Origin of the sequence: Enterococcus sp. AZ050 (assembly GCF_051715085.1) — a bacterium.
In the GTDB taxonomy this organism is placed as follows: Bacteria; Bacillota; Bacilli; order Lactobacillales; family Enterococcaceae; genus Enterococcus; species Enterococcus faecalis.
This window is the reverse complement of the sequence record NZ_JBIOTC010000001.1, coordinates 1370001-1392371: the sequence shown is the minus strand read 5'-3', so window position 1 is coordinate 1392371 and position 22371 is coordinate 1370001. Positions and strand designations below refer to the sequence as shown.

Sequence of the window (22371 nt, the reverse complement as noted above, 5' to 3'; positions counted from 1 at the left end):
TTGCGTATCTTATTTTGAAGAATCAATTAGACAAAAATGCTAGAAAGTAGTGAAGTGAAGATGTATCAAACGATTTTATTTGATTTAGATGGCACAATTACGGATTCTGGTAGCGGCATTATGCGTTCTATTTTGTACGCAACAGAACAATTAGGCTGGCCAGCTCCTAGCGAGGAGACATTACGTTCTTTCATAGGGCCGCCTTTATATGAGTCGTTTTTGCACATGGCGCCTTCAGCTGAAGCAGCGCAACAAGCCGTGAGTCATTATCGAGCGTATTATCAGAGAAAAGGTATGTTTGAAAATCATGTGTATCCAGGGATCCCAGAGGTACTAACAAGGTTAAAGGAAGCGGGAGCAAAGTTATACATTGCGACTTCCAAGCCAGAAGAATTTGCAAAAAAGATTATTACTCATTTTGATTTAGATCGTTATTTTACAGGCATCTATGGAGCGAGTATGGACGGTCATCGTTCTAAAAAAGCAGATGTGATTCAGTATGCATTAACGGAAGCTCAATTAGACCCAACCAAAGAAGCAATTATCATGGTTGGTGATCGCAACCATGACATTTTTGGTGCCCAACAAAATGGCTTAGATAGTATAGGTGTCTTGTATGGATTTGGTGAAGAAACAGAATTACAAGAGGCGGGAGCAACATTCCTAGTACAATCGCCTAAAGACTTAGGTGCTATTTTGCTACAAAATTCTTAATAGAAAATGGATTTTCGATAAATTTAGGAGGATTTTAAGATTTATTATCGTTTCAATAGAAAAGCGCCATCATAGGCTTTAAACGTTGTCAATGATGAATTTTTTATCGGGGAATGACGGTCTTTTTATTAAAAACATTTAATTTTAAAGAGGTTTCATGTATAATAGTTTCAGTCATAAACGATAGAATAGTAAGGAGGGTTAGTTTTGGCTAATGATAACCAAAATAACCAAGATCCCAAATCTTCGCTTAGAGATCAAGTAACTGGGTCTTTAAAAGGTAGAAATGATGGCGATCAACCTGATTCCTCTGAAAAAAATGATAGGTCTCCCCAACCTTCATCTGATGAATCACAAGAAACAGCGAACCGCACAACACAAACACGTGCAGGTTCTAGAGCTGCTCGAAGACGTGGGAAAGACAAGACAACACAGACAGTCGAAGAGCCAACCCCGATTGAAACAGACGAAAAGCCAACAAATACAAAAAAACAAACACGTAAAAAAGAAGATCGTTTAGTCGGTCGTATCGTGTTAATTGTAGTTTCTGTATTGGTTTTAATGATGGCAATCTTTGGGTTTACTTTTTATAAATATGTAGACGCTGGGCTACAACCACTAGACAAGAACAATAAGAAGCTTGTTCAAGTGCATATCCCAGAAGGATCTTCTAATAAGCAAATTGCTGCGGTTTTAGAAGAAAGCAACGTCATTAAAAGCGGAATGGTTTTTAACTACTACGTAAAATTTAAAAACTTAACAGATTTTCAAGCGGGCTATTATCAAATGTCTCCAAGCATGACACTCGATGAAATTGGTGAAATGCTAAAAGAAGGGGGCACGCCAGAACCAACTAAAATCGCAGATGGCAAAGTAACGATTCCTGAAGGCTACGATATAGATAAAATTGGCGAAGCTATTGAAAAAAATACGGATTTCAAGAAAGCAGATTTCATTGCATTAATGAAAAATGAAGACTTCTTCAATCAAATGAAGGCTAAGTATCCTGATTTACTTGAAAGTGCTGCAACCGCAGAAGGTGTTCGTTATCGCTTAGAAGGCTATTTATTCCCGGCGACTTATGATTACTACAAAAAAGCAACACTTCCTGAATTTGTCGAACAGATGGTTGCTAAAATGAACACAGTAATGGAACAATATACGCCGACAATTCATGCAAAGAATTTAACCAATCAGCAAGTCTTAACGTTAGCTTCATTGGTTGAAAAAGAAGGAGTCAAAGAAGCAGACCGCAAACAAATTGCGCAAGTATTCTTTAACCGCTTGGCTGCCGATATGCCGATCCAATCAGATATTTCTATTTTGTATGCTCTAGGAGAACACAAAGAAACTGTAACGTATGCTGACTTGGAAGTGGACTCGTCTTATAACTTGTATAAAAATACTGGTTATGGACCAGGACCATTAGATAGCCCAAGTGAGGAGTCAATTAAAGCAGTCTTGAATCCGACACCAAGTGACTATTTATACTTTGTAGCAGATATTTCTACAGGAAAAGTATACTTCTCAAAAACATATGAAGAACATCAAGTATTAGTAGATCAGTATGTCAATAATTCAAGTAGTGAATAAAATGAAAACATAAAAGAGCTTGGTGAATCAATTTTGTATGATTCACCAAGCTTTTAGATACTCAAAAAGTAATCTGTTTAACAGAGGGAAAGAGTAGCAACTAGAAATTTATATAAATAAAATTTAGCAAAATCACAAAAATTCAATAATTATATTTACAATTTAGAAAAAGCGTGGTACTCTTTTGTGGATTGAAAGCGGAATTTTTTTCAATAACCAACCAAGAACTACGTATCGTTAAGCGAAAAAGGAGAATTAACATGGTAGAAAAAGTATATCCAATGACTCTTGAAGGAAAAGAAAAATTAGAACAAGAGCTAGAAGAATTAAAAACAATTAAACGTAAAGAAATCGTAGAGCGTATTAAAATCGCTCGTAGCTTTGGGGATCTTTCAGAGAACTCAGAGTATGAATCAGCTAAAGATGAACAAGCTTTCGTTGAAGGACGTATTACAACGTTAGAAAATATGATTCGTTTTGCAGAAATCATCGATAATGATGGCGTGGACCAAGACGAAGTTTCCATCGGTAAAACAGTTACTTTCCAAGAGTTACCTGACGGAGAAGAAGAGGAATACACAATCGTAGGAAGTGCCGAAGCCGATCCATTTTCTGGTAAAATTTCTAACGATTCACCGATTGCGCAAGCCTTAATTGGTAAACAATTAGGCGACCAAGTGATTATTGCAACCCCTGGTGGCGACATGACAGTTAAAATTACAAAAGTTGAAGCAAACTAAATAATTGAGTAGGGCAGGCAGCTTCCAAGGCCTGTCCTTTCGCAATCTATGACATTTAGGGCTAAAGTCCTATGGTAACCTGAGGCGCAAACCACTATGATTAAATAAAATAAACGAGTAAAATAAATGACAGAGGGAGGAGGCAAATCTATGAATAACCCTTGGCGCTTTTTTATCGTCGCAGAAGCATTACTTTTTATTCTGGCGTTATGGCAAATTGTACATAATCCTGGATTAGCTGTTTTATTAACAATTGGCGTTTTACTTGTGGCCTATGTTTCCAGGAAAGCATCTAAAACACATTTTAACAACTTTCAATTCGTCCTCGGCGTTGTTTTTATTGTCATTGGTGCAATGAACAGCACGGCTGTTTGGTTTATGTTGATTTTTGGCGTACTCTTTATCGGCTTAAAAGGCTTTGAGATTTCAGGCGTGGATATAGCTGAGCGAGCACCTTGGCGAAAAAAACAAATGATTATGGTGGAGACGGCGGCAAAAGAACCTAAAAATGGCAAACGATTTAAACGCCGTTGGTTTGCCAACGAACGCATTGGTAACAATATCTATGAATGGGATGATATCAATATTGATTTAATCTCTGGGGACACCATTATTGATTTAGGTAATACGCTACTACCGAAAGAAGACAATATTATTATTATTCGTAAAGGTTTTGGCCGCACGCGAATTCTAGTACCGTTAGGTGTAGCAATTTTGTTAGAACATTCAACTTTTTACGGAACGGTACGTTTTGAAGAAGAAAAATATCAATTGAAAAACGAATCATTAAAAATTTACAGCAATGATTACGATACCAATCTTCGTCGTTTGAAAATTATGACGAACACTTTAGTAGGAGATGTTGAGGTGATCCGTGTATGACCGATCGGATTTCAAGACGCATGATTTCATTATATGCGTCCCTTAGCACCTTTATTGTTATCTTAATTACATTGTTTTCATATTTTCATTCGATTAAACAAAACCGGTGGCTATTAGAGCTTCTTCAGAGAAAAGTCTTTTATTTACCACTAATTGTGCACATTGTTCTCATATCCTTACTAATAGGCTTATTGACCTTTTTACTGATTTCATTGGTTCAAAAAGGGCAATATGGACGGATTGAAGAAAAACTTCGGTTATTGGCCAATGGTAATTATGAAAGTCCAGTCTTAAACAAACCAACGACCAGTGAAAATCAAGATCATTATCTAACCGAAGTCGAACAAGATATTTGGTCGATTAAAAATAAATTATTAGAGATGTCTAAAGAATTGCAATTATTAAACAGTCGGCCGCAATTAATGGATGGGCAAACAAAAGAAGAAATTTTAGAGAACGAGCGGCATCGTTTGGCGCGGGAGTTGCATGATTCAGTCAGTCAACAACTTTTTGCAGCCATGATGATGTTGTCTGCCTTAAATGAACAAGCACAACGAACAGAAACCCCGGAACCATATCGTAAACAACTAGCCATGGTGGCAGAAATCATTAATGCCTCCCAATCGGAAATGCGCGCGTTACTATTGCACTTGCGTCCTATCAGTCTAGAAGGAAAAAGTTTGCGTAAAGGTATTGAACAATTACTGAAAGAACTACAAACAAAAATTAAAATTGAATTGATTTGGGATGTTGAAGATGTTCATTTAAATAGCAGCATTGAGGATCATCTTTTCCGAATTGTGCAGGAATTACTTTCCAATACCTTAAGACATGCCAAAGCAAAGGAATTAGAGGTATACTTACACCAAGTCGATAAAAACGTGTTATTGCGTATTGTTGATGATGGTGTCGGCTTTGATATGAAGGAACAAAGTAATAAAGCTGGTAGTTATGGCTTAAATAATATTCGAGAACGTGTTGTCGGCATGGGCGGTACAGTTAAAATTATTAGTTTTAAAGGGCAGGGAACCAGCGTTGAAATTAAAGTTCCTGTCATAAAGGAGGAAACTGCAAGTGATCAAAGTAATGTTAGTGGATGACCATGAAATGGTCCGTTTAGGCGTTTCATCATATTTATCTATTCAAGAGGATATAGAAGTCGTAGGCGAAGCAGAAAACGGTAAGATTGGCTATGAAAAAGCATTGGAACTACGTCCAGATGTTATTTTGATGGATTTGGTAATGGAAGAAATGGATGGCATTGATTCAACCAAAGCGATCTTGAAAGATTGGCCAGAAGCCAAGATTATTATTGTGACGAGTTTTATTGATGATGAAAAAGTGTATCCGGCGATTGAAGCTGGTGCAGCGGGCTACCTATTAAAAACATCAACAGCACATGAGATTGCTGATGCAATTCGGGCGACTTATCGCGGAGAGCGTGTGTTGGAGCCTGAAGTGACGCATAAGATGATGGAACGGTTAACAAAAAAACAAGAGCCGGTGTTGCACGAAGATTTGACAAACCGGGAACACGAAATTTTAATGTTGATTGCACAAGGTAAAAGTAATCAGGAAATAGCTGATGAACTCTTTATCACTTTGAAAACAGTTAAAACACATGTTTCAAACATTTTAGCAAAACTAGATGTGGATGATCGGACCCAAGCGGCGATTTATGCTTTTCAACATGGTTTAGCCAAATAAATATCAGATAAATCCATAAATAAATTCTAGGAAATCCTTCTAGGAATTTATTTATGGATTTGTTATACTAATTTTAACGAACAGACAGGAGCGGTCAGAAGAAATGAAACAAAATTTTGCAATTATTGGTTTAGGACGTTTTGGCGGCAGCATATGCCAAACTTTGGTGGAAGCTGGTCAAGAAGTTTTGGCCATTGACAGCAGTGAAGACCGTGTCAATGAATATATGAATATTGCAACGCATGCAGTGGTGGCTAACGCCCAAGATGAAATGACGTTGCGTTCTTTAGGAATTCGGAATTTTGATCACGTAGTGGTGGCAATTGGTGAAGATATTCAAGCGAGTATTTTAGTGACACTAATGGTTAAAGAGATGGGGGTTCCCAATGTCTTGGCCAAAGCAGTCAATGAATATCATGCCCGTGTCTTAGATAAAATTGGGGCAGACATGGTCGTTCACCCAGAGCGGGATATGGGTATTCGAATTGCTCACAAACTTGTTTCACGCAATATTTTAGATTATATTGAATTATCTAGCGAATTTTCATTAGCTGAGGTTCGGGTCACCAATCCTAAATTTTACAATAAAACCTTAGCAGAATTAAATTTCCGTCAACGATTTGGTTTAACTGTGGTAGCGATTCGCCGCTCGAAAACAGAAGTAATTGCTTCGCCAGATGCTTCTGAAATTGTTCGAGAAAACGACAATTTATTAGTTATCGGTGATACCGCAGACGTTGATTTATTAGATGAAAAAATGAATGGCTAAGCACTTTATTCTCTAAAAGCACTGCGCTGTGCTACAATAAATGGCGACAGAGATGTGAAGGAGGAACAAAGAATGAAATTAGAAGTGACACCGAAAGCCCAACAATGGTTTAAAGAAGAAACCGGGGTTCAGCCTGAGACAGGCATTCGTTTTTTCGGAAAAATTTATGGAAAAACACCTGTTCATGATGGTTTTTCCATTGCGATGTCTGTAGAAGCGCCAGATGAGCCAATGATTAAAGAGAACCTAGATGGGATTACCTATTTTATTGAAGAAACAGATGATTGGTTCTTTAAAGGGTATGATTTGCTTGTTGATTATGATGAAAAGAATGATGAACCGCGTTATCAATTTGAAGCAAACCAAGAAGATTTAACAAAATAATTTTAGTGCTAAACAAAAGAGGCTGAAGTAGTGCGTAGGACTATTTCTGTTGCTTTCGTTTAACCGCTAGTCAACCTGAGAAAAAATCGTTTTGGATTTTTTCTCAGGTTCTTTCTATTTAATTAAGCTATTCTTAATTGGATATCGTTATTTAATAAGGCTATCATATGGTATAATGATAATTAACTGAAGTGTGGAGGAAATAAAATGCTATCAATTGTTGTCCCTTGTTATAATGAGGAAGCAGCGATTCCGCTGTTTTTTGAAGAAGTAGAAAAAATTAGCCAGCAACTATCTCATTCAGTAGAATATATATTTGTGAATGATGGCTCAAAAGATAATACGTTAGCTGTTTTAAGACAGCTTTATCGCGAACATCCAGAGAAGGTCCGTTATCTTTCTTTTTCACGAAATTTTGGGAAAGAAGCGGGCTTATACGCTGGTTTAAAAGAAGCAACAGGTGACTTAGTGACAGTCATGGACGTTGATTTACAAGACCCGCCTGAGTTATTACCTCAAATGATTGAGATGATTGAAACCAGTACAGATTTAGATTGTGTTGGCACACGACGCATAACAAGAGACGGCGAACCGCCCATTCGTAGCTTTTTTGCACGGATGTTCTATAAACTCATTAATCGAATTGCTGAGACGGAAATGGTGGATGGTGCCCGTGACTTTCGTGTCATGACCCGACAAATGGTCGATGCGATTTTAGAGTTATCTGAGTATAATCGTTTTTCAAAAGGGATTTTTAGTTGGGTCGGCTTTAAAACAGAATATATTGAATTTAAAAATCGAGAACGAATTGCTGGAGAAACCTCTTGGTCTTTCTGGAGTCTATTAAGTTATTCAATTGACGGGATTGTCAATTTTTCAGAAACACCATTGAATATTGCTTCATACGTTGGCGCCTTTTCGTGTGTTGGTTCTGCACTAGCAATGTTAGTGATTATCTTTCGAACATTAGTTAATGGTGATCCAACAAGCGGCTGGCCTTCAATGGTTTGTATTGTACTTTTTGTAGGTGGTTTGCAACTATTATGTTTAGGAATTATTGGCAAATATATCGGCAAAATTTTCTTAGAAACGAAAAAACGACCAATTTATATTGTAAAGGAATCAGAAAAAGATTCTAAAAAATAACCAAAAAAGCAGAGAAAAATTCTCTGTTTTTTTGTTGCGCATTAAAAAAAGTGTGAATAGACTTTTCAGAAAAACAACATTTTTTACATAAAAAATACATTAACTTTACCTATTTTTATCTTAATGAAACAGCTTTGCTCTCGCGGTTGCAAGAAATAAATGTTAAAATCAAAAGGTATGCTATTAAATGTTTTTTTGGAGGTTGGGTCATGATAGAAGTTATCGACTTGAAAAAAGTATTCGATAATGGGTTTGAAGCGTTAAAATCGGTCAATTTTACGATTGAGCAAGGGGACTTGGTTTGTTTGTTAGGACCAAGTGGGTGTGGGAAATCCACAATTTTAAACTTAATTGCAGGTTTATTACATCCAAGTGATGGAGATATTCAGTTTCGACAGCAGTCGGTTGTCAAAACAGCACCAAAAGATCGGAACATCGGGTTCGTTTTTCAAAACTATGCCTTATATCCACATATGACTGTTCTAGAAAACGTAATGTTTCCTTTGACGGTAGGAAGTAAGAAAGTTCCCAAGGCAGAGGCACAAGCTATTGCCGAAGAATATATGAAACTAACGAATATTGAAGAGTTAAGCCATAAAAAGCCAGGCACACTTTCTGGTGGTCAACAACAGCGTGTTGCGATTACCCGGGCGTTAGTTCAAAAACCAGATGTTTTATTATTAGATGAGCCTTTAAGTAACTTGGATGCACGTTTGCGTTTGAAAATTCGTGAAGAAATCCGCCGCTTGGTGAAAGAAGTAGGCATTACAACAATCTTTGTAACGCACGACCAAGAGGAAGCGCTATCAATCAGTGATAAAATTATTTTATTAAACGAAGGGGTTATTCAACAAAATGATGAACCTCAAAACCTTTACTTAGAACCAAATAACTTATTTGTTGCTCAGTTCATAGGTAACCCAATTATTAATTTATTGTCTGTTGAAGTGAAAGACGGCAAAATGTACCACGAAAGTTTTGAAATTCCGCTTGAGCGTTTTGAGCAAGCACGCTTTAAAATGCCAATGACTGACGGGAAATATACGTTTGCTTCTCGTCCAGAAGATGTGGTACCAACTGAAACAGGTCTCTTTACCACAACGACAGATTTAGTGGAATTGATTGGTCGAGAACGTATTTTACGATTTACATTAGGAAATGAACAAGTGAAATCAATTGTAAGTGTAGAAGAAGCGATTGAAGAAGGAGACACTTTATCTTTTGATTTTTCATATAAAAAAGTATTTATCTTTAACGAAGCGGGAGACCGGGTTTACTAATGAAAAAATACAATCCAGAAAATCAACCAAAAGCATGGCTCTTCCTTCTGCCATCATTAGGAATCATTTTACTGTTTAGCGTTTATCCGCTGTTTCGTTCTTTGTGGATGAGCTTCCAAAAAGGTTCCTTAATTAACCAACGCTACGCTGGTTTAGAAAATTATCAACGTGTATTGAATGATCCAATCTTCTATAAAGCGTTAAAAAATACAGCGCTCTATGCATTTGCTGTGGTACCGATTGCCTTGATAATTTCCCTAGCAATTGCTTGGATTATCTTTGAAAAAGTTAAACATAAGAGTTTCTTTGAAACGATTTTCTTTATGCCTTATGTAACGAGTACGATTGCCATTGGGATTGTCTTCCGTTACTTCTTTAATGGCGATTATGGAATTGTCAATTACGTCTTAGGCTTTTTCGGCATTCCTTCTGTCAACTGGCTAGATAATGTTCAAATGAGTATGCCGACATTGATTATTTTTGGGGTTTGGACGAGTTTAGCATTTAATATTATTATTTTGTTGGCGGGCTTGAGAAATATTGATGAAGAACATTTTAAAATTGCAAAAATGTTTGGCGCCTCAGACGGCGAAATTTTCCGACGTATTACGTTTCCGCAGCTAGTCCCGACCATTGCCTTTTTATTAACGGTCAATTTAATTGGCGCCTTTAAAGTTTATACACAAGTTTATGCTTTATTCGGTGGTCGTGCGGGGATTGCCAACAGTGCCACAACCGCAGTGTACTATATTTATGACAAATTCCACATTGCAGGGCGTCCCGGAATTGCGATGGCCGCCACAGTGATTTTATTTGTGATTATTTTAGTGGTCACTTTCTTACAAAATAAACTCTTAAAGAAAGTGGGGCAATAAGCCAATGAAAAAAGTTTTAACGATTATCGCATTTGTTTTCTTAGGCATTTTAGCCGTTATTACGTTATTTCCATTTGTCTATATGATTTTAGCTGGTTTAATGAGTTACTCTGAAGCGACCAGCATGCCGCCAACCATGTTTCCGAAACAACCACAATGGCAAAACTACACAGAGGTCTTTCAAAAAGCACCCTTTCTTCGGTATTTCTTGAACACAGTCTTTGTTTCAGGTGTTACAACGATTGCTACGGTAGTCACCGCCGTGTTAGCTTCATTCGCGTTAACGAGTTTGAAGTTCCGTTTTAAAAATGTGGTCATTGCTTTGATGATTTCGTTGTTAATGGTTCCATATGAATCTATTATCTTTACCAATTATCAAACGATTGCGCAATTAGGTTTGTTAAATACTTACAGCGCCTTAATTATTCCATTTTTAACTAGTATTTTTTATATTTACTATTTAAACGGTTATTTAAAAGGTATTCCTGATACTTTTTACAAGGCTGCCAAGATTGATGGCGCTAGTGATTTAGAATACATTTGGCGTATTTTAGTACCAATGTCAAAACCAGCGTTGGTAACAGTAGGGATTTTAACATTTATTTCTAGTTGGAATTCTTTCTTGTGGCCATTGTTGGTGACGAACGAGAAAAAATACCGTCTATTGAATAATGGACTATCGGCCTTTGCGACAGAGAGTGGTAGTGACGTACATTTACAAATGGCTGCTGCAACATTAACCGTTATTCCAATTTTAATTATTTACTTGATTTTCAGAAAAGAAATTATCAGAGGAGTTGCAAAAAATGGAATCAAAGGCTAAAACAACTGTGACTTTTCACAGTGGCATTTTAACAATTGGAGGAACCGTGATTGAAGTGGCGTATAAAGATGCCCACATCTTCTTTGATTTTGGTACAGAATTTCGACCAGAATTAGATTTGCCCGATGATCACATTGAAACCTTAATTAATAATCGTTTAGTGCCAGAATTAAAAGACTTATATGATCCACGTTTAGGTTATGAATATCATGGTGCAGAAGACAAAGAGTATCAACACACCGCTGTTTTCTTATCTCATGCCCATTTAGATCATTCGCGCATGATTAATTATTTAGACCCAGCTGTTCCGTTGTACACATTAAAAGAAACGAAAATGATTCTAAATAGTTTAAATCGCAAAGGTGATTTTTTGATTCCATCACCGTTTGAAGAAAAGAATTTTACCCGAGAAATGATTGGTCTTAATAAAAACGATGTGATTAAAGTTGGCGAAATTTCAGTGGAAATCGTACCTGTTGATCATGATGCGTACGGTGCTTCGGCATTACTGATTCGCACGCCTGACCATTTCATCACATACACAGGTGATTTGCGCTTACATGGCCATAATCGTGAAGAAACTTTAGCTTTTTGTGAAAAAGCCAAACATACTGAATTATTAATGATGGAAGGCGTAAGCATTAGCTTCCCAGAACGTGAACCAGATCCAGCCCAAATAGCGGTTGTCAGTGAAGAAGATCTTGTTCAGCACTTGGTTCGTTTAGAACTAGAAAACCCGAATCGACAAATTACCTTTAATGGTTATCCAGCAAACGTAGAACGTTTTGCTAAGATTATTGAAAAGTCACCACGTACAGTCGTTTTAGAAGCAAATATGGCTGCGTTGTTACTTGAAGTATTTGGAATAGAAGTTCGTTATTATTATGCTGAATCTGGTAAAATACCAGAATTGAATCCAGCGTTAGAAATCCCGTATGACACGTTACTAAAGGACAAAACAGACTATTTGTGGCAAGTTGTGAACCAGTTTGACAACCTCCAAGAAGGTAGTTTATACATTCACAGTGATGCGCAACCGTTAGGGGACTTTGATCCACAGTATCGCGTGTTTTTAGATTTGTTGGCTAAAAAAGACATTACTTTTGTCCGTTTAGCTTGTTCAGGACATGCAATTCCAGAAGATCTGGATAAAATTATTGCATTGATTGAACCTCAAGTATTGGTTCCAATCCATACGTTAAAACCAGAAAAACTGGAAAACCCGTATGGTGAAAGAATATTGCCAGAACGTGGCGAGCAAATTGTTTTATAAATTTTTTTAAGGGAGAGAAAAAAATGAAGTTCAAAACTCTAGCAACAACAGTGTTAGCAACCGCAGCTATTTTCGCATTGGGGGCTTGTGGTAACGGTAATGGGGCCAAAGAATCAAACGATATTGTGAAAGAAGTGAAGGAAGATACGACAATCACTTTCTGGCATGCAATGAATGGGGTTCAAGAAGAAGCGTTAACAAAATTAACGAAAGACTTCATGAAAGAAAATCCAAAAATTAAAGTGGAATTACAAAATCAATCTGCTTACCCTGATTTACAAGCCAAAATCAATTCGACTTTAACTTCACCAAAAGATTTACCAACAATTACGCAAGCGTACCCAGGCTGGTTATGGAATGCTGCACAAGATGAAATGTTAGTGGACTTAAAACCATATATGGATGATGACACAATCGGCTGGAAAGATGCAGAACCAATTCGTGAAGTATTGTTAGACGGCGCCAAAATCGACGGCAAACAATACGGCATTCCATTTAATAAATCGACAGAAATGTTATTCTATAATGCTGATTTGTTGAAAGAATATGGTGTTGAAGTACCGAAAACATTAGAGGAATTAAAAGAAGCTTCTAAAACAATTTACGAAAAATCCAACAAAGAAGTCGTTGGTGCTGGTTTTGACTCGTTAAATAACTATTACGCAATTGGAATGAAAAACAAAGGCGTTGATTTTAATAAAGATTTAGATTTAACAAGCAAAGATTCACAAGAAGTCGTGGACTATTACCGTGATGGTATCGAAGCAGGTTACTTCCGCACAGCTGGTTCAGATAAATATTTATCTGGCCCATTTGCAAACAAAAAGGTAGCAATGTTTGTCGGTAGTATTGCTGGTGCTGGTTTTGTTCAAAAAGATGCTGAAGCTGGTGGCTATGAATACGGTGTTGCACCACGTCCTGAAAAAATCAACTTACAACAAGGAACAGATATTTATATGTTCGATAGTGCTACGCCAGAACAACGGACAGCGGCATTTGAATTCATGAAATTCTTAGCTACTCCTGATTCACAATTGTACTGGGCACAACAAACAGGTTATATGCCAATTTTAGAATCTGTTTTACACAGTGATGAGTACAAAAACTCTAAGACAACCAAAGTACCTGCACAACTTGAAAACGCAGTAAAAGATTTATTCGCTATCCCAGTAGAAGAAAATGCTGATTCAGCCTATAATGAAATGCGGACAATTATGGAAAGTATTTTTGCTTCATCAAATAAAGACACGAAAAAATTATTGAAAGATGCAACATCACAATTTGAACAAGCATGGAACCAATAATCAATAAATAAACAGACGTGGGAGGTTGGGATCTGAGTCGTTATGGCTCGTGTTCTAACCTTCCTGTTCTTTTGGGCGGAAGAAGGAGAGAAACAAAATGCAAATAAAAATTTTAGCAACAAGTGATATGCATGGGTATATTATGCCGACAAGTTATAGTGAAAAAAAGATGGATTTGCCTTTTGGAACCGCAAAAGCAGCAACCATGCTGAAAAAGTTACGTGCGTCTGCCGAAGGACCAGTTTTTCAAATTGAAAATGGGGATTTTATTCAAGGTTCGTCGCTTAGTTACTACGTAAGAAAAGCAGAAACACATTCAGTGGAAGCCATCACTAAAATCATTAATCAAATGAATTATGATGTTAGCATTTTAGGTAACCACGAATTTAATTACGGATTAGATTATTTAAAGGAAACAATTGCCAGTTATCAACAGCCAGTTTTAGCTGCCAATATTCTTGGTAAAGATGGACAACCTTATTTCGGTCAGCCGTATGTCATCATAGAAAAACAAGGGGTTAAAGTAGCCATTCTTGGCGTGACGACCCAATATATTCCTCATTGGGAACAGCCGGCAACAGTCAAAGATTTAACGTTTAAAAGTGTCGTTGAAACAGCGGCGGAATACGTGCCAAAACTGCGGGAAGAAGCAGACCTAGTTGTTGTCGCTTACCATGGCGGTTTTGAAAAAGATTTAGAAACAGGGGAACCCACGGAATTACTAACAGGAGAAAATGAAGGCTACGATTTATTGGAAAAAGTTCCTGGGATTGATGCCTTAGTCACGGGTCACCAACATCGAGAAATTGCTACAAAACTGAATGGAATACCTGTGATTCAACCAGGTTTTCGAGGAGCTTTTGTTGGAGAAATTACTTTAGAAATTGAACCTATGGCTAAAGGCTATCGCGTTATTGAAAGTGACGCAGCTATTCATCCTGTTGGAAACGAACAACCAGATGCAGAAGTTTTAGCTTTGACAACAGCGTTACATGACGAGGTAGAAGAGTGGCTTGATCAACCAGTGGGAAATGTGGAAGGGGATATGACGATTCAAAATCCGAATGCCGTACGCCTCAAAGAACATCCATATATAGAATTTATTAATAACGTCCAAATGGCTTCAAGCGGAACGGATATTTCAGGGACTGCACTTTTTAACAATGAAGGCAAAGGGTTTAATAATCAAATTACGATGCGCGATATCATTACCAACTATATTTATCCAAATACCTTGGCTGTATTGCGTGTCACTGGACAAGACCTCCGTGAAGCGTTAGAACAAAGCGCTACTTATTTTGTGTTAGAAAAAGGCCAACCAATTTTCAACCCGAAATATGTCGATCCAAAACCACAATACTATAATTATGATATGTATGAAGGTATTGAGTATACGCTTGATTTAAGACAACCGTTTGGTGAAAGAGTGACGAAACTTAATTATCATGGTAAAGCAGTGCAAGCAGAAGATGTTTTGGAAATCGTGACAAATCAATACCGAGCAGTCGGTGGCGGAAACTATCAAATGTTCCAACCTGAAAAAATTATTCGAGAAATCCAAATTGATATGACGGAACTGATTGCAGAATATTTAAAAAAACATCCAATCATTCAAGCGTCGACAAATGATAACTTCAAGGTTATCTGGTAAAAAATAGCAAAAAAAGCCTTCAACCATGCAATTACTTGAAAGATGGTTGAAGGCCTTTTTTGAGTTAATAGCCTTTTTTTAAGGAAACTTGGTTTTTGACGAGGGTCTGATCCGTCACAAATTGATTTAAGTTTGGAATAAAAATCGCCAGTAATTTTGATTTGAACTTCGGTGTCATGCCAGAAATATGAGGTGTTAATAAAACATTCTTCATCTCCCATAAAGGGCTATCTTCGGGAAGAGGTTCTTCTTCAAAGACATCTAAGGCAGCAAAAGCAATGGTTTTATTGTTTAAGGCAGTTATCAAATCGTTCGTTGCTACTGAGGCGCCGCGACCAACATTTACGAAAATTGTTTCAGGAGCCATTTTTTCAAAAAGTGCCTGATTGTATAAATGTTTTGTTGTTTCAGTCAAAGGAAGAATGTTCACAACAATGGACATTTCATGGATAATTTTACTCATATTCTTCTGTGAATAGCATTCAATGAAGCCTTCCGTCACATGTCCAGAGGTATTCACGCCATAAACTTGAAGATTTAAACCTTTAGCAAATTTAGCTAATTGTTGTCCGATTTGCCCGGTGCCTACGATTAACATTTTTTGCCCAGAAAGTTGTTGATAGGAAGGGGCTGTTTGATTCCATGTGTGTTGCATTTGTTGTTGGATACTTTCTTGCAGTCCGCGGGTATGTGCTAATAAAACGCCTAAAACATGTTCTGAGATAGAAACACTATGGATTCCGCTACCATTAGACAACAGAATGCCCTTTTCTCTTAATTTATCAAAATCCATATAATCAGCACCAGCAGAAATGAGATGAATCCATTTTAGGTGACTAGTATCAGAGGCTAATAAACGCGGACCAATTTCTTTATGCCAGCCTAACATAATTTCGATTGCCTCTTCTTCAGCAGAGGATAAATAATCGGTAGATGTTTTAACTAGATAATTGGGTGCCACAGCTTTCACTTGTTCCAGTTGTTCTTCGTTGAATACTTCATTTAAATAAATAATTGGTTGGTTCATCTTTCTTCCTCCTAGCACTTTTTATTGTATCAAAAATAAATTTAAAAGAGAAAAAGAAAGGCTTTTCAGTAAAGCAGAAAACCAAGGACAAAAATCCGATTTAGATTTTTGTCCTTGGCTTAAAAACTGCTAAAGTCCAGTGCTAACCTTATTTAGGTACGCCGTTTTCAAATAAACTTGTACTATGAACTGGTTGACGTCGAGCATCGGGCCGTAAGTAATGTAAAGCATTATTTACGGCAGTAGGTGCCTCACCAAAGCCTGTAGCGATTAATTTCACTTTTCCCTCATAGGAACAGATATCCCCTACAGCGTATACACCAGGAATGTTAGTTGACATATCGGAATGAACATTAATAGCATTTCTAGAAACGTCTAATCCCCATTCTTTGAGGTGTGTTAAAGAAGAAGTGAAGCCATAATTGATAATTAAATCATCCAGAGGGAGATCCAATGTTTGGTCACCTTTTGTCTCCGTTAATTGGATGCCTGTGAACGTTTCATTTTCCTTTAAAATATCACTAATGATATAAGGAGTTCTGATAGAAACGCTAGATTTTTCCAGTTGTTCCACGCTATGTTCGTGGCCGCGAAATTGTGGGCGACGATGGATAATAGATACTTCTTCTGCAACGTTTTCTAGCATTAAAGCCCAATCAATTGCGGAATCGCCGCCACCAGCAATCGCAACTTTTTTGCCAGCGAATTTTTTCATGTCAGTCACATAATAATGGATTGACTCACCTTCAAAGGCTTCAACATTTTCGATAGCTAAACGTCGAGGTTGGAAAGCGCCGTTACCAATCGCAAAGATAACCGTTTTAGAATAATGTGTGCCTTTAGTTGTGTCTAAGCGCAGAAGTCCATCTGCTTCCTGTGCAAGGTGTGTGACCTCTTCTTCCAAACAAACATCGTGCTGAAATGGCTGCATCTGTTTTTCCAAATTGGCAATTAACTCACCGGCTTTAATAGCAGGGAATCCAGGAATATCATAAATATATTTTTCGGGATACAGCATTGTTAGCTGACCACCTAATTGTGGCAGGCTATCAATGATTTTCGTTTTCGCTTTACGAATTCCCGCATAAAAAGCGGCAAATAATCCAACAGGACCGCCGCCGATAATCGTTAAATCATAAATATCTTTTTCATCAGACATTTGAAAATTCCTCCTAATTCATTTAGGGTTGAGACAACTATTGATCGTTTTGCGAACACTTCACAAAATAGCACGGCTTTTCGAAAAAAGCAAGTTTGGCTAACGAATCAAAGCATTCTTTAATCATTGGAAAAAGATCATAGCAATTTTTAGCATTTTTCGATATGATGGAACTATAAAATAATTATCTAGGAGGACATTCTCATGTCACAATTTCCACAATTAGATTTAGAAAATGCTAAAGGCCCAAAAGCGGTCATTAAAACAAACCGAGGCGACATCACTGTTCAATTATTCCCAGAACAAGCGCCTAAAACGGTTGAAAATTTTGTTGAATTAGCGAAAAAGGGCTACTATGATGGCGTTATTTTCCATCGTGTGATTCCTGATTTTATGATTCAAGGCGGTGACCCAACCGGAACAGGAATGGGCGGCGAAAGTATTTATGGAGAAGCATTTGAGGATGAATTTTCTCGGGATGTTTTCAATTTGCGTGGCGCATTATCAATGGCAAATGCTGGTCCTAACACAAATGGTAGCCAATTCTTTGTTGTTACTAATCAAAATGTTCCAGCTCAAATGATGAGTCAGTTAGAAGATGCTGGTTTTCCAGAAGAAATTATTGAAGCTTACAAACAAGGCGGAACACCTTGGTTAGACTTCCGTCATACTGTTTTTGGTCATGTTGTTGATGGTATGGATGTAGTGGATGAAATTGGTGGAGTCCAACGGGATGCCCAAGACCGTCCAACATTTGACGTCGTGATGGACACAGTTGAAATCATTGGTGAATAAGTTTAACCAATTGAAAAAGAGAGTACCAACGAGGGACAAATTCGTTGGTACTCTTTATTTTTTTCTTAAAACGACTAACTTTTTTTTAAAAGCATCCAAATCGCTTCTTTTAATGAAGTCTTTATAGGATACTGAGTGAAAGAATAGAAGGAGAGGAAGCAAATTTGTTAGAAAAATACAGATATCCAATGGCCTTGGCTTTGTTTGCAGTAATACTCCCATTTATAGGAACATTTTTTACGTATGTAGATCAGCAAGGAATCGTTCATGAACCAGGATTTTATACAATCATAATTGGAGAAATTTTACTTATATTTTCAGGTATCTGGTTCGTCAGAGTTTATTTAGCTAAACGCAAAAGAAAGAATTAAAAACAGCTGTCCTAAAAACTAGGACAGCTGTTTTTAATTAAAGGCTTTTTTGATACGTAAAAGGCCTTCTTCGAGAGTTTCTTTTGAACAAGCTAAGTTTAAACGCATGTGTTGAGAACCTTGGGGACCAAAACTAATTCCTGGATTTAGAACCACTTTCCCCTTATGAATTAAGGTATCGCGAAGTTCTCGATCCGTTAGTGAATAAGAACTAAAGTCTAACCATAAAAGATAGGTTCCTTCAGGCTCCATTACACGAACGCTAGGCAGCTCTTCACGGAAAAAGGAAAGGGCAAAATCAATATTTTCTTTTAAATAATCAAGTAATGCCGTTAGCCATTCCTCCCCTGTTTGATAGGCAGCTGCCGTTCCAACGTAGCCAAAAGTATTGATGCCGCCTTGATGATTTTTGTCTTGTAAAGATACGAAAGATTGCCGTAGTTTTTCATTAGGAATGAACAGCATTGAATTTTTAATCCCCGCTAAATTAAAGGTTTTCGTTGCCGCTGTTAAGGTAACAGTGAATTCCTTAAATGCTTCATCAGCGACAGTGAAGGAAGTGAAGGTATGCGGTTTGAAAATCAAATCCTGATGAATTTCATCGCTAACCACAGTTACTTGGTGTTTTTGGCATAAACGGCCAATTGCTAGCAATTCTTCTTTTGTCCAAACACGTCCACCAGGATTATGGGGATTACAAAAAAGTAACAGTTTCACCTTTTCTTCGATTATCTGTTGTTCCATTTTAACCAAATCAACTTCATAATGTCCGTTAACTTCTAGTAAAGAATGGCGCACAAGTCTACGCTCATTTTGTTTTACCACATCTGCAAAAGGGGGGTAGACTGGATCACAAATCATGACAGAATCAGCAGGTGCTGTATACGCTTGAACGGCTGTGGCCAAACTGGGTACCACGCCACTATTAAACAAAATTTCTTCTTTTTCAACAATCAATTGATGGTGTTGCCGTTGCCAATCTTGAATTGCTTGATACAGTTCATTAGGTGCAACTGCATATCCTAGAATGCCTTGTTCAATAACTTGTGACAAGGCATCAAGAATAGGCTGATGTACTTTGAAATCCATATCAGCAACCCATAAAGGTAGTAAATCTTTTTCGTGGTAACTCGTTTCAACGGTGTCCCATTTAACACAATTCGTGTGGCGACGATCAATGGTTTCATTAAAATTAAACATAAGATAACTCCTTTTCTTCTATATAAAGTCTTACTTCCTATAGTATAGTAGATTTTGCTTAAAAGATGAAACAATAGTTTTAACAACTAGGGAAGAAATAATGCACAAACGTTGAAAAAATGCTATTATTTTAAATGAGTAGAAACGGAAAAAGAAATTTATCGTATGAAAAGAGGAAATTTGATGAAGTACAAAATTGGTATGGTACTTTCTGGCACAATTACCGGACTTCAACCATATGGCGCATTTGTTTCTTTAGACGAAGAAACACAAGGACTGATTCATGTTTCGGAAGTACAAGCTGGCTTTACTAAAAATATCCATGGACTCTTAACCGTTGGACAAAAAGTAACCGTTCAAGTTATTGATGTTGATGAATATTCTCAAAAGATTAGCTTATCTTTACGAACCCTTGAAGACAAAGTTCATTCAGTGAACCATCGACGCAAAAAATATTTTACGGATAAGAATAAAAAAATTGGCTTTGCAACCTTAGACAAAGAACTTCCAGAATGGATTGATGAAGCCATGGATAAATTGCTTGAAAAATAATTCTGTATTTTTTCAGAAAGTGTGTTACAATTTCTTTTGTTAGTGAATCTAAAAATTAATTGAGGTGGATGTCGTGTCTAACAAAAAAGTCGCTGGAACAATCATACTGAACTTAAACGATGGTAGTAAAAAATTTTTGATGCATCCAATAGGTGAAGCGATTGAGTTTGCGATGGCAAAAGTTTCTGATGAGATGACGGGTTTAGCTAGTATGCTACAATGGTTCAAAGAAGAGGTTCAATTGGACGTTACTTCAATTAGCTTAGTAGAATTAACTAACGCGCATATCAATAAAGAAAATGTTCCGCTGTTTGTCTTCGAGATGGATGAACAAGCACTTAAAAATGAAATGGATAAAGACTATACATGGGTAGCACCTGCAGAATTAAAAACGATTTGGTCAAAATATCATATTGAAGGTGTCCCAATGTTTTAAACAAAAAAGAAAGAATCTGTCGATAATCGAACAGATTCTTTCTTTTTTTATGTTGTACGTAAAAAAGTTAATCGAACTATTTCAAATATATGATTCAAATTGTTCGATTTTTAGCAAGGAATTAAACTGTTTTGATAGACAATTAGGATTTAAAAAGTTTAAAAACGAAATAATTGAAAAGAATGAAAACAGATTGAAAACTTCTTTTAATTTTTTTGAAAAAAAGTGTTGACCAAACATCAAAATCTTGATATATTATTACATGTCGCAAGGCGAGTCACACAGCTGAGCGATTCAGAAATCAATAATTAAATAACAATTCTTGATTTCAAATCTCTCGAAAAAAGTTTGAAAAAACAACAAAAAAGTTGTTGACAAATAACAAACGAGATGATAAGATATAGAAGTTGTCACAACAGACAACAACAACCGAGCAAAACAACTTAAAAAAACTTTTTTTAAAAAGTTCTTGACATTCAAACGAAAGTTTGTTATGATATAAAAGTTGCTGCGAGGTAACGTAGACCTTTGAAAACTGAACAAAGAATAGACGAACCAAATGTGTAGGGCGTCTTGATTCAATTCAAGACAACAAACATTTTTAACAAGCAAGCAATATGCTAGCAAACAAATTGAGCTTAACAATCGCAAGATTGTTCTAACTTTTATTATGAGAGTTTGATCCTGGCTCAGGACGAACGCTGGCGGCGTGCCTAATACATGCAAGTCGAACGCTTCTTTCCTCCCGAGTGCTTGCACTCAATTGGAAAGAGGAGTGGCGGACGGGTGAGTAACACGTGGGTAACCTACCCATCAGAGGGGGATAACACTTGGAAACAGGTGCTAATACCGCATAACAGTTTATGCCGCATGGTATAAGAGTGAAAGGCGCTTTCGGGTGTCGCTGATGGATGGACCCGCGGTGCATTAGCTAGTTGGTGAGGTAACGGCTCACCAAGGCCACGATGCATAGCCGACCTGAGAGGGTGATCGGCCACACTGGGACTGAGACACGGCCCAGACTCCTACGGGAGGCAGCAGTAGGGAATCTTCGGCAATGGACGAAAGTCTGACCGAGCAACGCCGCGTGAGTGAAGAAGGTTTTCGGATCGTAAAACTCTGTTGTTAGAGAAGAACAAGGACGTTAGTAACTGAACGTCCCCTGACAGTATCTAACCAGAAAGCCACGGCTAACTACGTGCCAGCAGCCGCGGTAATACGTAGGTGGCAAGCGTTGTCCGGATTTATTGGGCGTAAAGCGAGCGCAGGCGGTTTCTTAAGTCTGATGTGAAAGCCCCCGGCTCAACCGGGGAGGGTCATTGGAAACTGGGAGACTTGAGTGCAGAAGAGGAGAGTGGAATTCCATGTGTAGCGGTGAAATGCGTAGATATATGGAGGAACACCAGTGGCGAAGGCGGCTCTCTGGTCTGTAACTGACGCTGAGGCTCGAAAGCGTGGGGAGCAAACAGGATTAGATACCCTGGTAGTCCACGCCGTAAACGATGAGTGCTAAGTGTTGGAGGGTTTCCGCCCTTCAGTGCTGCAGCAAACGCATTAAGCACTCCGCCTGGGGAGTACGACCGCAAGGTTGAAACTCAAAGGAATTGACGGGGGCCCGCACAAGCGGTGGAGCATGTGGTTTAATTCGAAGCAACGCGAAGAACCTTACCAGGTCTTGACATCCTTTGAC

The 22371-nt window shown here is 37.6% G+C and carries 23 protein-coding genes and 1 rRNA gene (1 of these 24 cut by a window edge); 21 read left to right on the top strand and 3 right to left on the bottom strand.

Annotated elements, in window-relative coordinates; genetic code table 11:
* Positions 1-36 precede the first annotated feature (36 nt).
* The 15 genes from IGJ04_RS06785 (at position 37) to IGJ04_RS06715 (ending at position 15141) form a co-directional block, all read left to right on the top strand.
* Positions 37-714, top strand: coding sequence for an HAD family hydrolase (locus IGJ04_RS06785; protein WP_025188781.1), 678 nt, complete (start codon positions 37-39; stop codon positions 712-714).
* 207 nt (positions 715-921) lie between these two features.
* Positions 922-2307 carry an endolytic transglycosylase MltG gene (gene mltG / locus IGJ04_RS06780; protein WP_438840059.1) on the top strand — a complete coding sequence of 462 codons (1386 nt, stop codon included), beginning with the start codon at positions 922-924 and terminating at the stop codon, positions 2305-2307.
* Between the two features lie 260 nt (positions 2308-2567).
* Complete coding sequence (greA, locus tag IGJ04_RS06775; RefSeq protein ID WP_002355133.1) at positions 2568-3047, top strand: transcription elongation factor GreA; 480 nt, start codon at positions 2568-2570, stop codon at positions 3045-3047.
* A gap of 150 nt (positions 3048-3197) precedes the next feature.
* Positions 3198-3929 (top strand): cell wall-active antibiotics response protein LiaF, encoded by a 732-nt coding sequence (liaF, locus tag IGJ04_RS06770; protein WP_002381168.1) that lies wholly within the window; start codon positions 3198-3200, stop codon positions 3927-3929.
* On the top strand, positions 3926-5029 hold the full coding sequence (locus IGJ04_RS06765) for a sensor histidine kinase (protein WP_002365182.1): 1104 nt from the start codon (positions 3926-3928) through the stop codon (positions 5027-5029). The genes liaF and IGJ04_RS06765 overlap by 4 nt, the downstream gene beginning before the upstream one ends.
* Positions 5004-5636, top strand: a complete 633-nt coding sequence (locus IGJ04_RS06760; protein WP_002355137.1) for a response regulator — start codon at positions 5004-5006, stop codon at positions 5634-5636. The genes IGJ04_RS06765 and IGJ04_RS06760 overlap by 26 nt, the downstream gene beginning before the upstream one ends.
* 103 nt (positions 5637-5739) lie before the next feature.
* Entirely contained in the window at positions 5740-6405 is a 666-nt protein-coding gene (locus IGJ04_RS06755) for a potassium channel family protein (protein ID WP_002355139.1), read from the top strand.
* A gap of 54 nt (positions 6406-6459) precedes the next feature.
* Complete coding sequence (locus IGJ04_RS06750) at positions 6460-6789, top strand: HesB/YadR/YfhF family protein (RefSeq protein ID WP_016616794.1); 330 nt, start codon at positions 6460-6462, stop codon at positions 6787-6789.
* Positions 6790-6996: 207 nt separating this feature from the next.
* The gene (locus tag IGJ04_RS06745; RefSeq protein WP_010707118.1) at positions 6997-7935 is read left to right on the top strand and encodes a glycosyltransferase family 2 protein; all 939 of its coding nucleotides are present in this window, start codon (positions 6997-6999) and stop codon (positions 7933-7935) included.
* 146 nt (positions 7936-8081) lie between these two features.
* Entirely contained in the window at positions 8082-9215 is a 1134-nt protein-coding gene (locus IGJ04_RS06740) for an ABC transporter ATP-binding protein (protein ID WP_002385276.1), read from the top strand.
* Positions 9215-10090, top strand: coding sequence for a carbohydrate ABC transporter permease (locus IGJ04_RS06735; RefSeq protein WP_002355143.1), 876 nt, complete (start codon positions 9215-9217; stop codon positions 10088-10090). Before IGJ04_RS06740 ends, IGJ04_RS06735 begins: the two co-directional genes overlap by 1 nt.
* Positions 10091-10094: 4 nt before the next feature.
* Positions 10095-10913 (top strand): carbohydrate ABC transporter permease, encoded by an 819-nt coding sequence (locus IGJ04_RS06730; RefSeq protein WP_002355144.1) that lies wholly within the window; start codon positions 10095-10097, stop codon positions 10911-10913.
* Positions 10897-12186, top strand: coding sequence for an MBL fold metallo-hydrolase (locus IGJ04_RS06725; protein WP_002359171.1), 1290 nt, complete (start codon positions 10897-10899; stop codon positions 12184-12186). The genes IGJ04_RS06730 and IGJ04_RS06725 overlap by 17 nt, the downstream gene beginning before the upstream one ends.
* 23 nt (positions 12187-12209) lie before the next feature.
* Entirely contained in the window at positions 12210-13490 is a 1281-nt protein-coding gene (locus IGJ04_RS06720) for an extracellular solute-binding protein (protein WP_002359172.1), read from the top strand.
* Between the two features lie 97 nt (positions 13491-13587).
* A complete protein-coding gene (locus IGJ04_RS06715) occupies positions 13588-15141 on the top strand; it encodes a bifunctional metallophosphatase/5'-nucleotidase (protein WP_085443184.1) in 1554 nt (517 codons plus the stop codon).
* A gap of 64 nt (positions 15142-15205) precedes the next feature.
* Here the strand turns inward: IGJ04_RS06715 and IGJ04_RS06710 are convergent, their stop codons facing one another.
* Together IGJ04_RS06710 and IGJ04_RS06705 are read right to left on the bottom strand one after the other, a co-directional pair.
* Positions 15206-16168: a phosphoglycerate dehydrogenase gene (locus IGJ04_RS06710; RefSeq protein WP_438840058.1), complete on the bottom strand. Its 963-nt coding sequence runs from the start codon at positions 16166-16168 to the stop codon at positions 15206-15208.
* A gap of 148 nt (positions 16169-16316) precedes the next feature.
* Positions 16317-17327, bottom strand: coding sequence for an NAD(P)/FAD-dependent oxidoreductase (locus IGJ04_RS06705; RefSeq protein ID WP_002368301.1), 1011 nt, complete (start codon positions 17325-17327; stop codon positions 16317-16319).
* 204 nt (positions 17328-17531) lie between these two features.
* On the opposite strand from IGJ04_RS06705, the gene IGJ04_RS06700 reads away from it, so the two are divergent.
* Positions 17532-18122, top strand: coding sequence for a peptidylprolyl isomerase (locus tag IGJ04_RS06700; protein ID WP_002361120.1), 591 nt, complete (start codon positions 17532-17534; stop codon positions 18120-18122).
* Positions 18123-18286: 164 nt separating this feature from the next.
* Positions 18287-18493, top strand: a complete 207-nt coding sequence (locus tag IGJ04_RS06695) for a DUF3955 domain-containing protein (RefSeq protein WP_002361121.1) — start codon at positions 18287-18289, stop codon at positions 18491-18493.
* Positions 18494-18526: 33 nt separating this feature from the next.
* On the opposite strand, the gene IGJ04_RS06690 is transcribed toward IGJ04_RS06695, so the two are convergent.
* Positions 18527-19693: a MalY/PatB family protein gene (locus IGJ04_RS06690; protein WP_002355155.1), complete on the bottom strand. Its 1167-nt coding sequence runs from the start codon at positions 19691-19693 to the stop codon at positions 18527-18529.
* A gap of 183 nt (positions 19694-19876) precedes the next feature.
* Between IGJ04_RS06690 and IGJ04_RS06685 the strand changes: the two genes are divergently transcribed.
* From IGJ04_RS06685 to IGJ04_RS06670, 4 genes are all read left to right on the top strand, one after another.
* Positions 19877-20245 carry a CvfD/Ygs/GSP13 family RNA-binding post-transcriptional regulator gene (locus IGJ04_RS06685; protein ID WP_002365178.1) on the top strand — a complete coding sequence of 123 codons (369 nt, stop codon included), beginning with the start codon at positions 19877-19879 and terminating at the stop codon, positions 20243-20245.
* Positions 20246-20309: 64 nt separating this feature from the next.
* Positions 20310-20681 carry a hypothetical protein gene (locus IGJ04_RS06680; RefSeq protein ID WP_002385270.1) on the top strand — a complete coding sequence of 124 codons (372 nt, stop codon included), beginning with the start codon at positions 20310-20312 and terminating at the stop codon, positions 20679-20681.
* The gene (locus IGJ04_RS06675; protein ID WP_002392518.1) at positions 20665-20913 is read left to right on the top strand and encodes a hypothetical protein; all 249 of its coding nucleotides are present in this window, start codon (positions 20665-20667) and stop codon (positions 20911-20913) included. The genes IGJ04_RS06680 and IGJ04_RS06675 overlap by 17 nt, the downstream gene beginning before the upstream one ends.
* A gap of 434 nt (positions 20914-21347) precedes the next feature.
* Positions 21348-22371: ribosomal RNA gene (locus IGJ04_RS06670) — 16S ribosomal RNA — on the top strand (it continues 537 nt past the right edge of the window).

What these genes read in the sequence shown, in the direction of transcription:
- IGJ04_RS06720 (WP_002359172.1), top strand. Translation starts at nt 12,210, where the DNA reads ATGAAGTTCAAAACTCTAGCAACAACAGTGTTAGCAACCGCAGCTATT.
- IGJ04_RS06785 (WP_025188781.1), top strand. Translation starts at nt 37, where the DNA reads ATGCTAGAAAGTAGTGAAGTGAAGATGTATCAAACGATTTTATTTGAT.
- IGJ04_RS06710 (WP_438840058.1), bottom strand. Translation starts at nt 16,168, where the DNA reads ATGAACCAACCAATTATTTATTTAAATGAAGTATTCAACGAAGAACAA.
- IGJ04_RS06725 (WP_002359171.1), top strand. Translation starts at nt 10,897, where the DNA reads ATGGAATCAAAGGCTAAAACAACTGTGACTTTTCACAGTGGCATTTTA.
- IGJ04_RS06700 (WP_002361120.1), top strand. Translation starts at nt 17,532, where the DNA reads ATGTCACAATTTCCACAATTAGATTTAGAAAATGCTAAAGGCCCAAAA.
- IGJ04_RS06715 (WP_085443184.1), top strand. Translation starts at nt 13,588, where the DNA reads ATGCAAATAAAAATTTTAGCAACAAGTGATATGCATGGGTATATTATG.
- IGJ04_RS06735 (WP_002355143.1), top strand. Translation starts at nt 9,215, where the DNA reads ATGAAAAAATACAATCCAGAAAATCAACCAAAAGCATGGCTCTTCCTT.
- greA (WP_002355133.1), top strand. Translation starts at nt 2,568, where the DNA reads ATGGTAGAAAAAGTATATCCAATGACTCTTGAAGGAAAAGAAAAATTA.
- IGJ04_RS06685 (WP_002365178.1), top strand. Translation starts at nt 19,877, where the DNA reads ATGAAGTACAAAATTGGTATGGTACTTTCTGGCACAATTACCGGACTT.
- IGJ04_RS06705 (WP_002368301.1), bottom strand. Translation starts at nt 17,327, where the DNA reads ATGTCTGATGAAAAAGATATTTATGATTTAACGATTATCGGCGGCGGT.
- liaF (WP_002381168.1), top strand. Translation starts at nt 3,198, where the DNA reads ATGAATAACCCTTGGCGCTTTTTTATCGTCGCAGAAGCATTACTTTTT.
- IGJ04_RS06755 (WP_002355139.1), top strand. Translation starts at nt 5,740, where the DNA reads ATGAAACAAAATTTTGCAATTATTGGTTTAGGACGTTTTGGCGGCAGC.
- IGJ04_RS06690 (WP_002355155.1), bottom strand. Translation starts at nt 19,693, where the DNA reads ATGTTTAATTTTAATGAAACCATTGATCGTCGCCACACGAATTGTGTT.
- IGJ04_RS06745 (WP_010707118.1), top strand. Translation starts at nt 6,997, where the DNA reads ATGCTATCAATTGTTGTCCCTTGTTATAATGAGGAAGCAGCGATTCCG.
- IGJ04_RS06730 (WP_002355144.1), top strand. Translation starts at nt 10,095, where the DNA reads ATGAAAAAAGTTTTAACGATTATCGCATTTGTTTTCTTAGGCATTTTA.
- IGJ04_RS06765 (WP_002365182.1), top strand. Translation starts at nt 3,926, where the DNA reads ATGACCGATCGGATTTCAAGACGCATGATTTCATTATATGCGTCCCTT.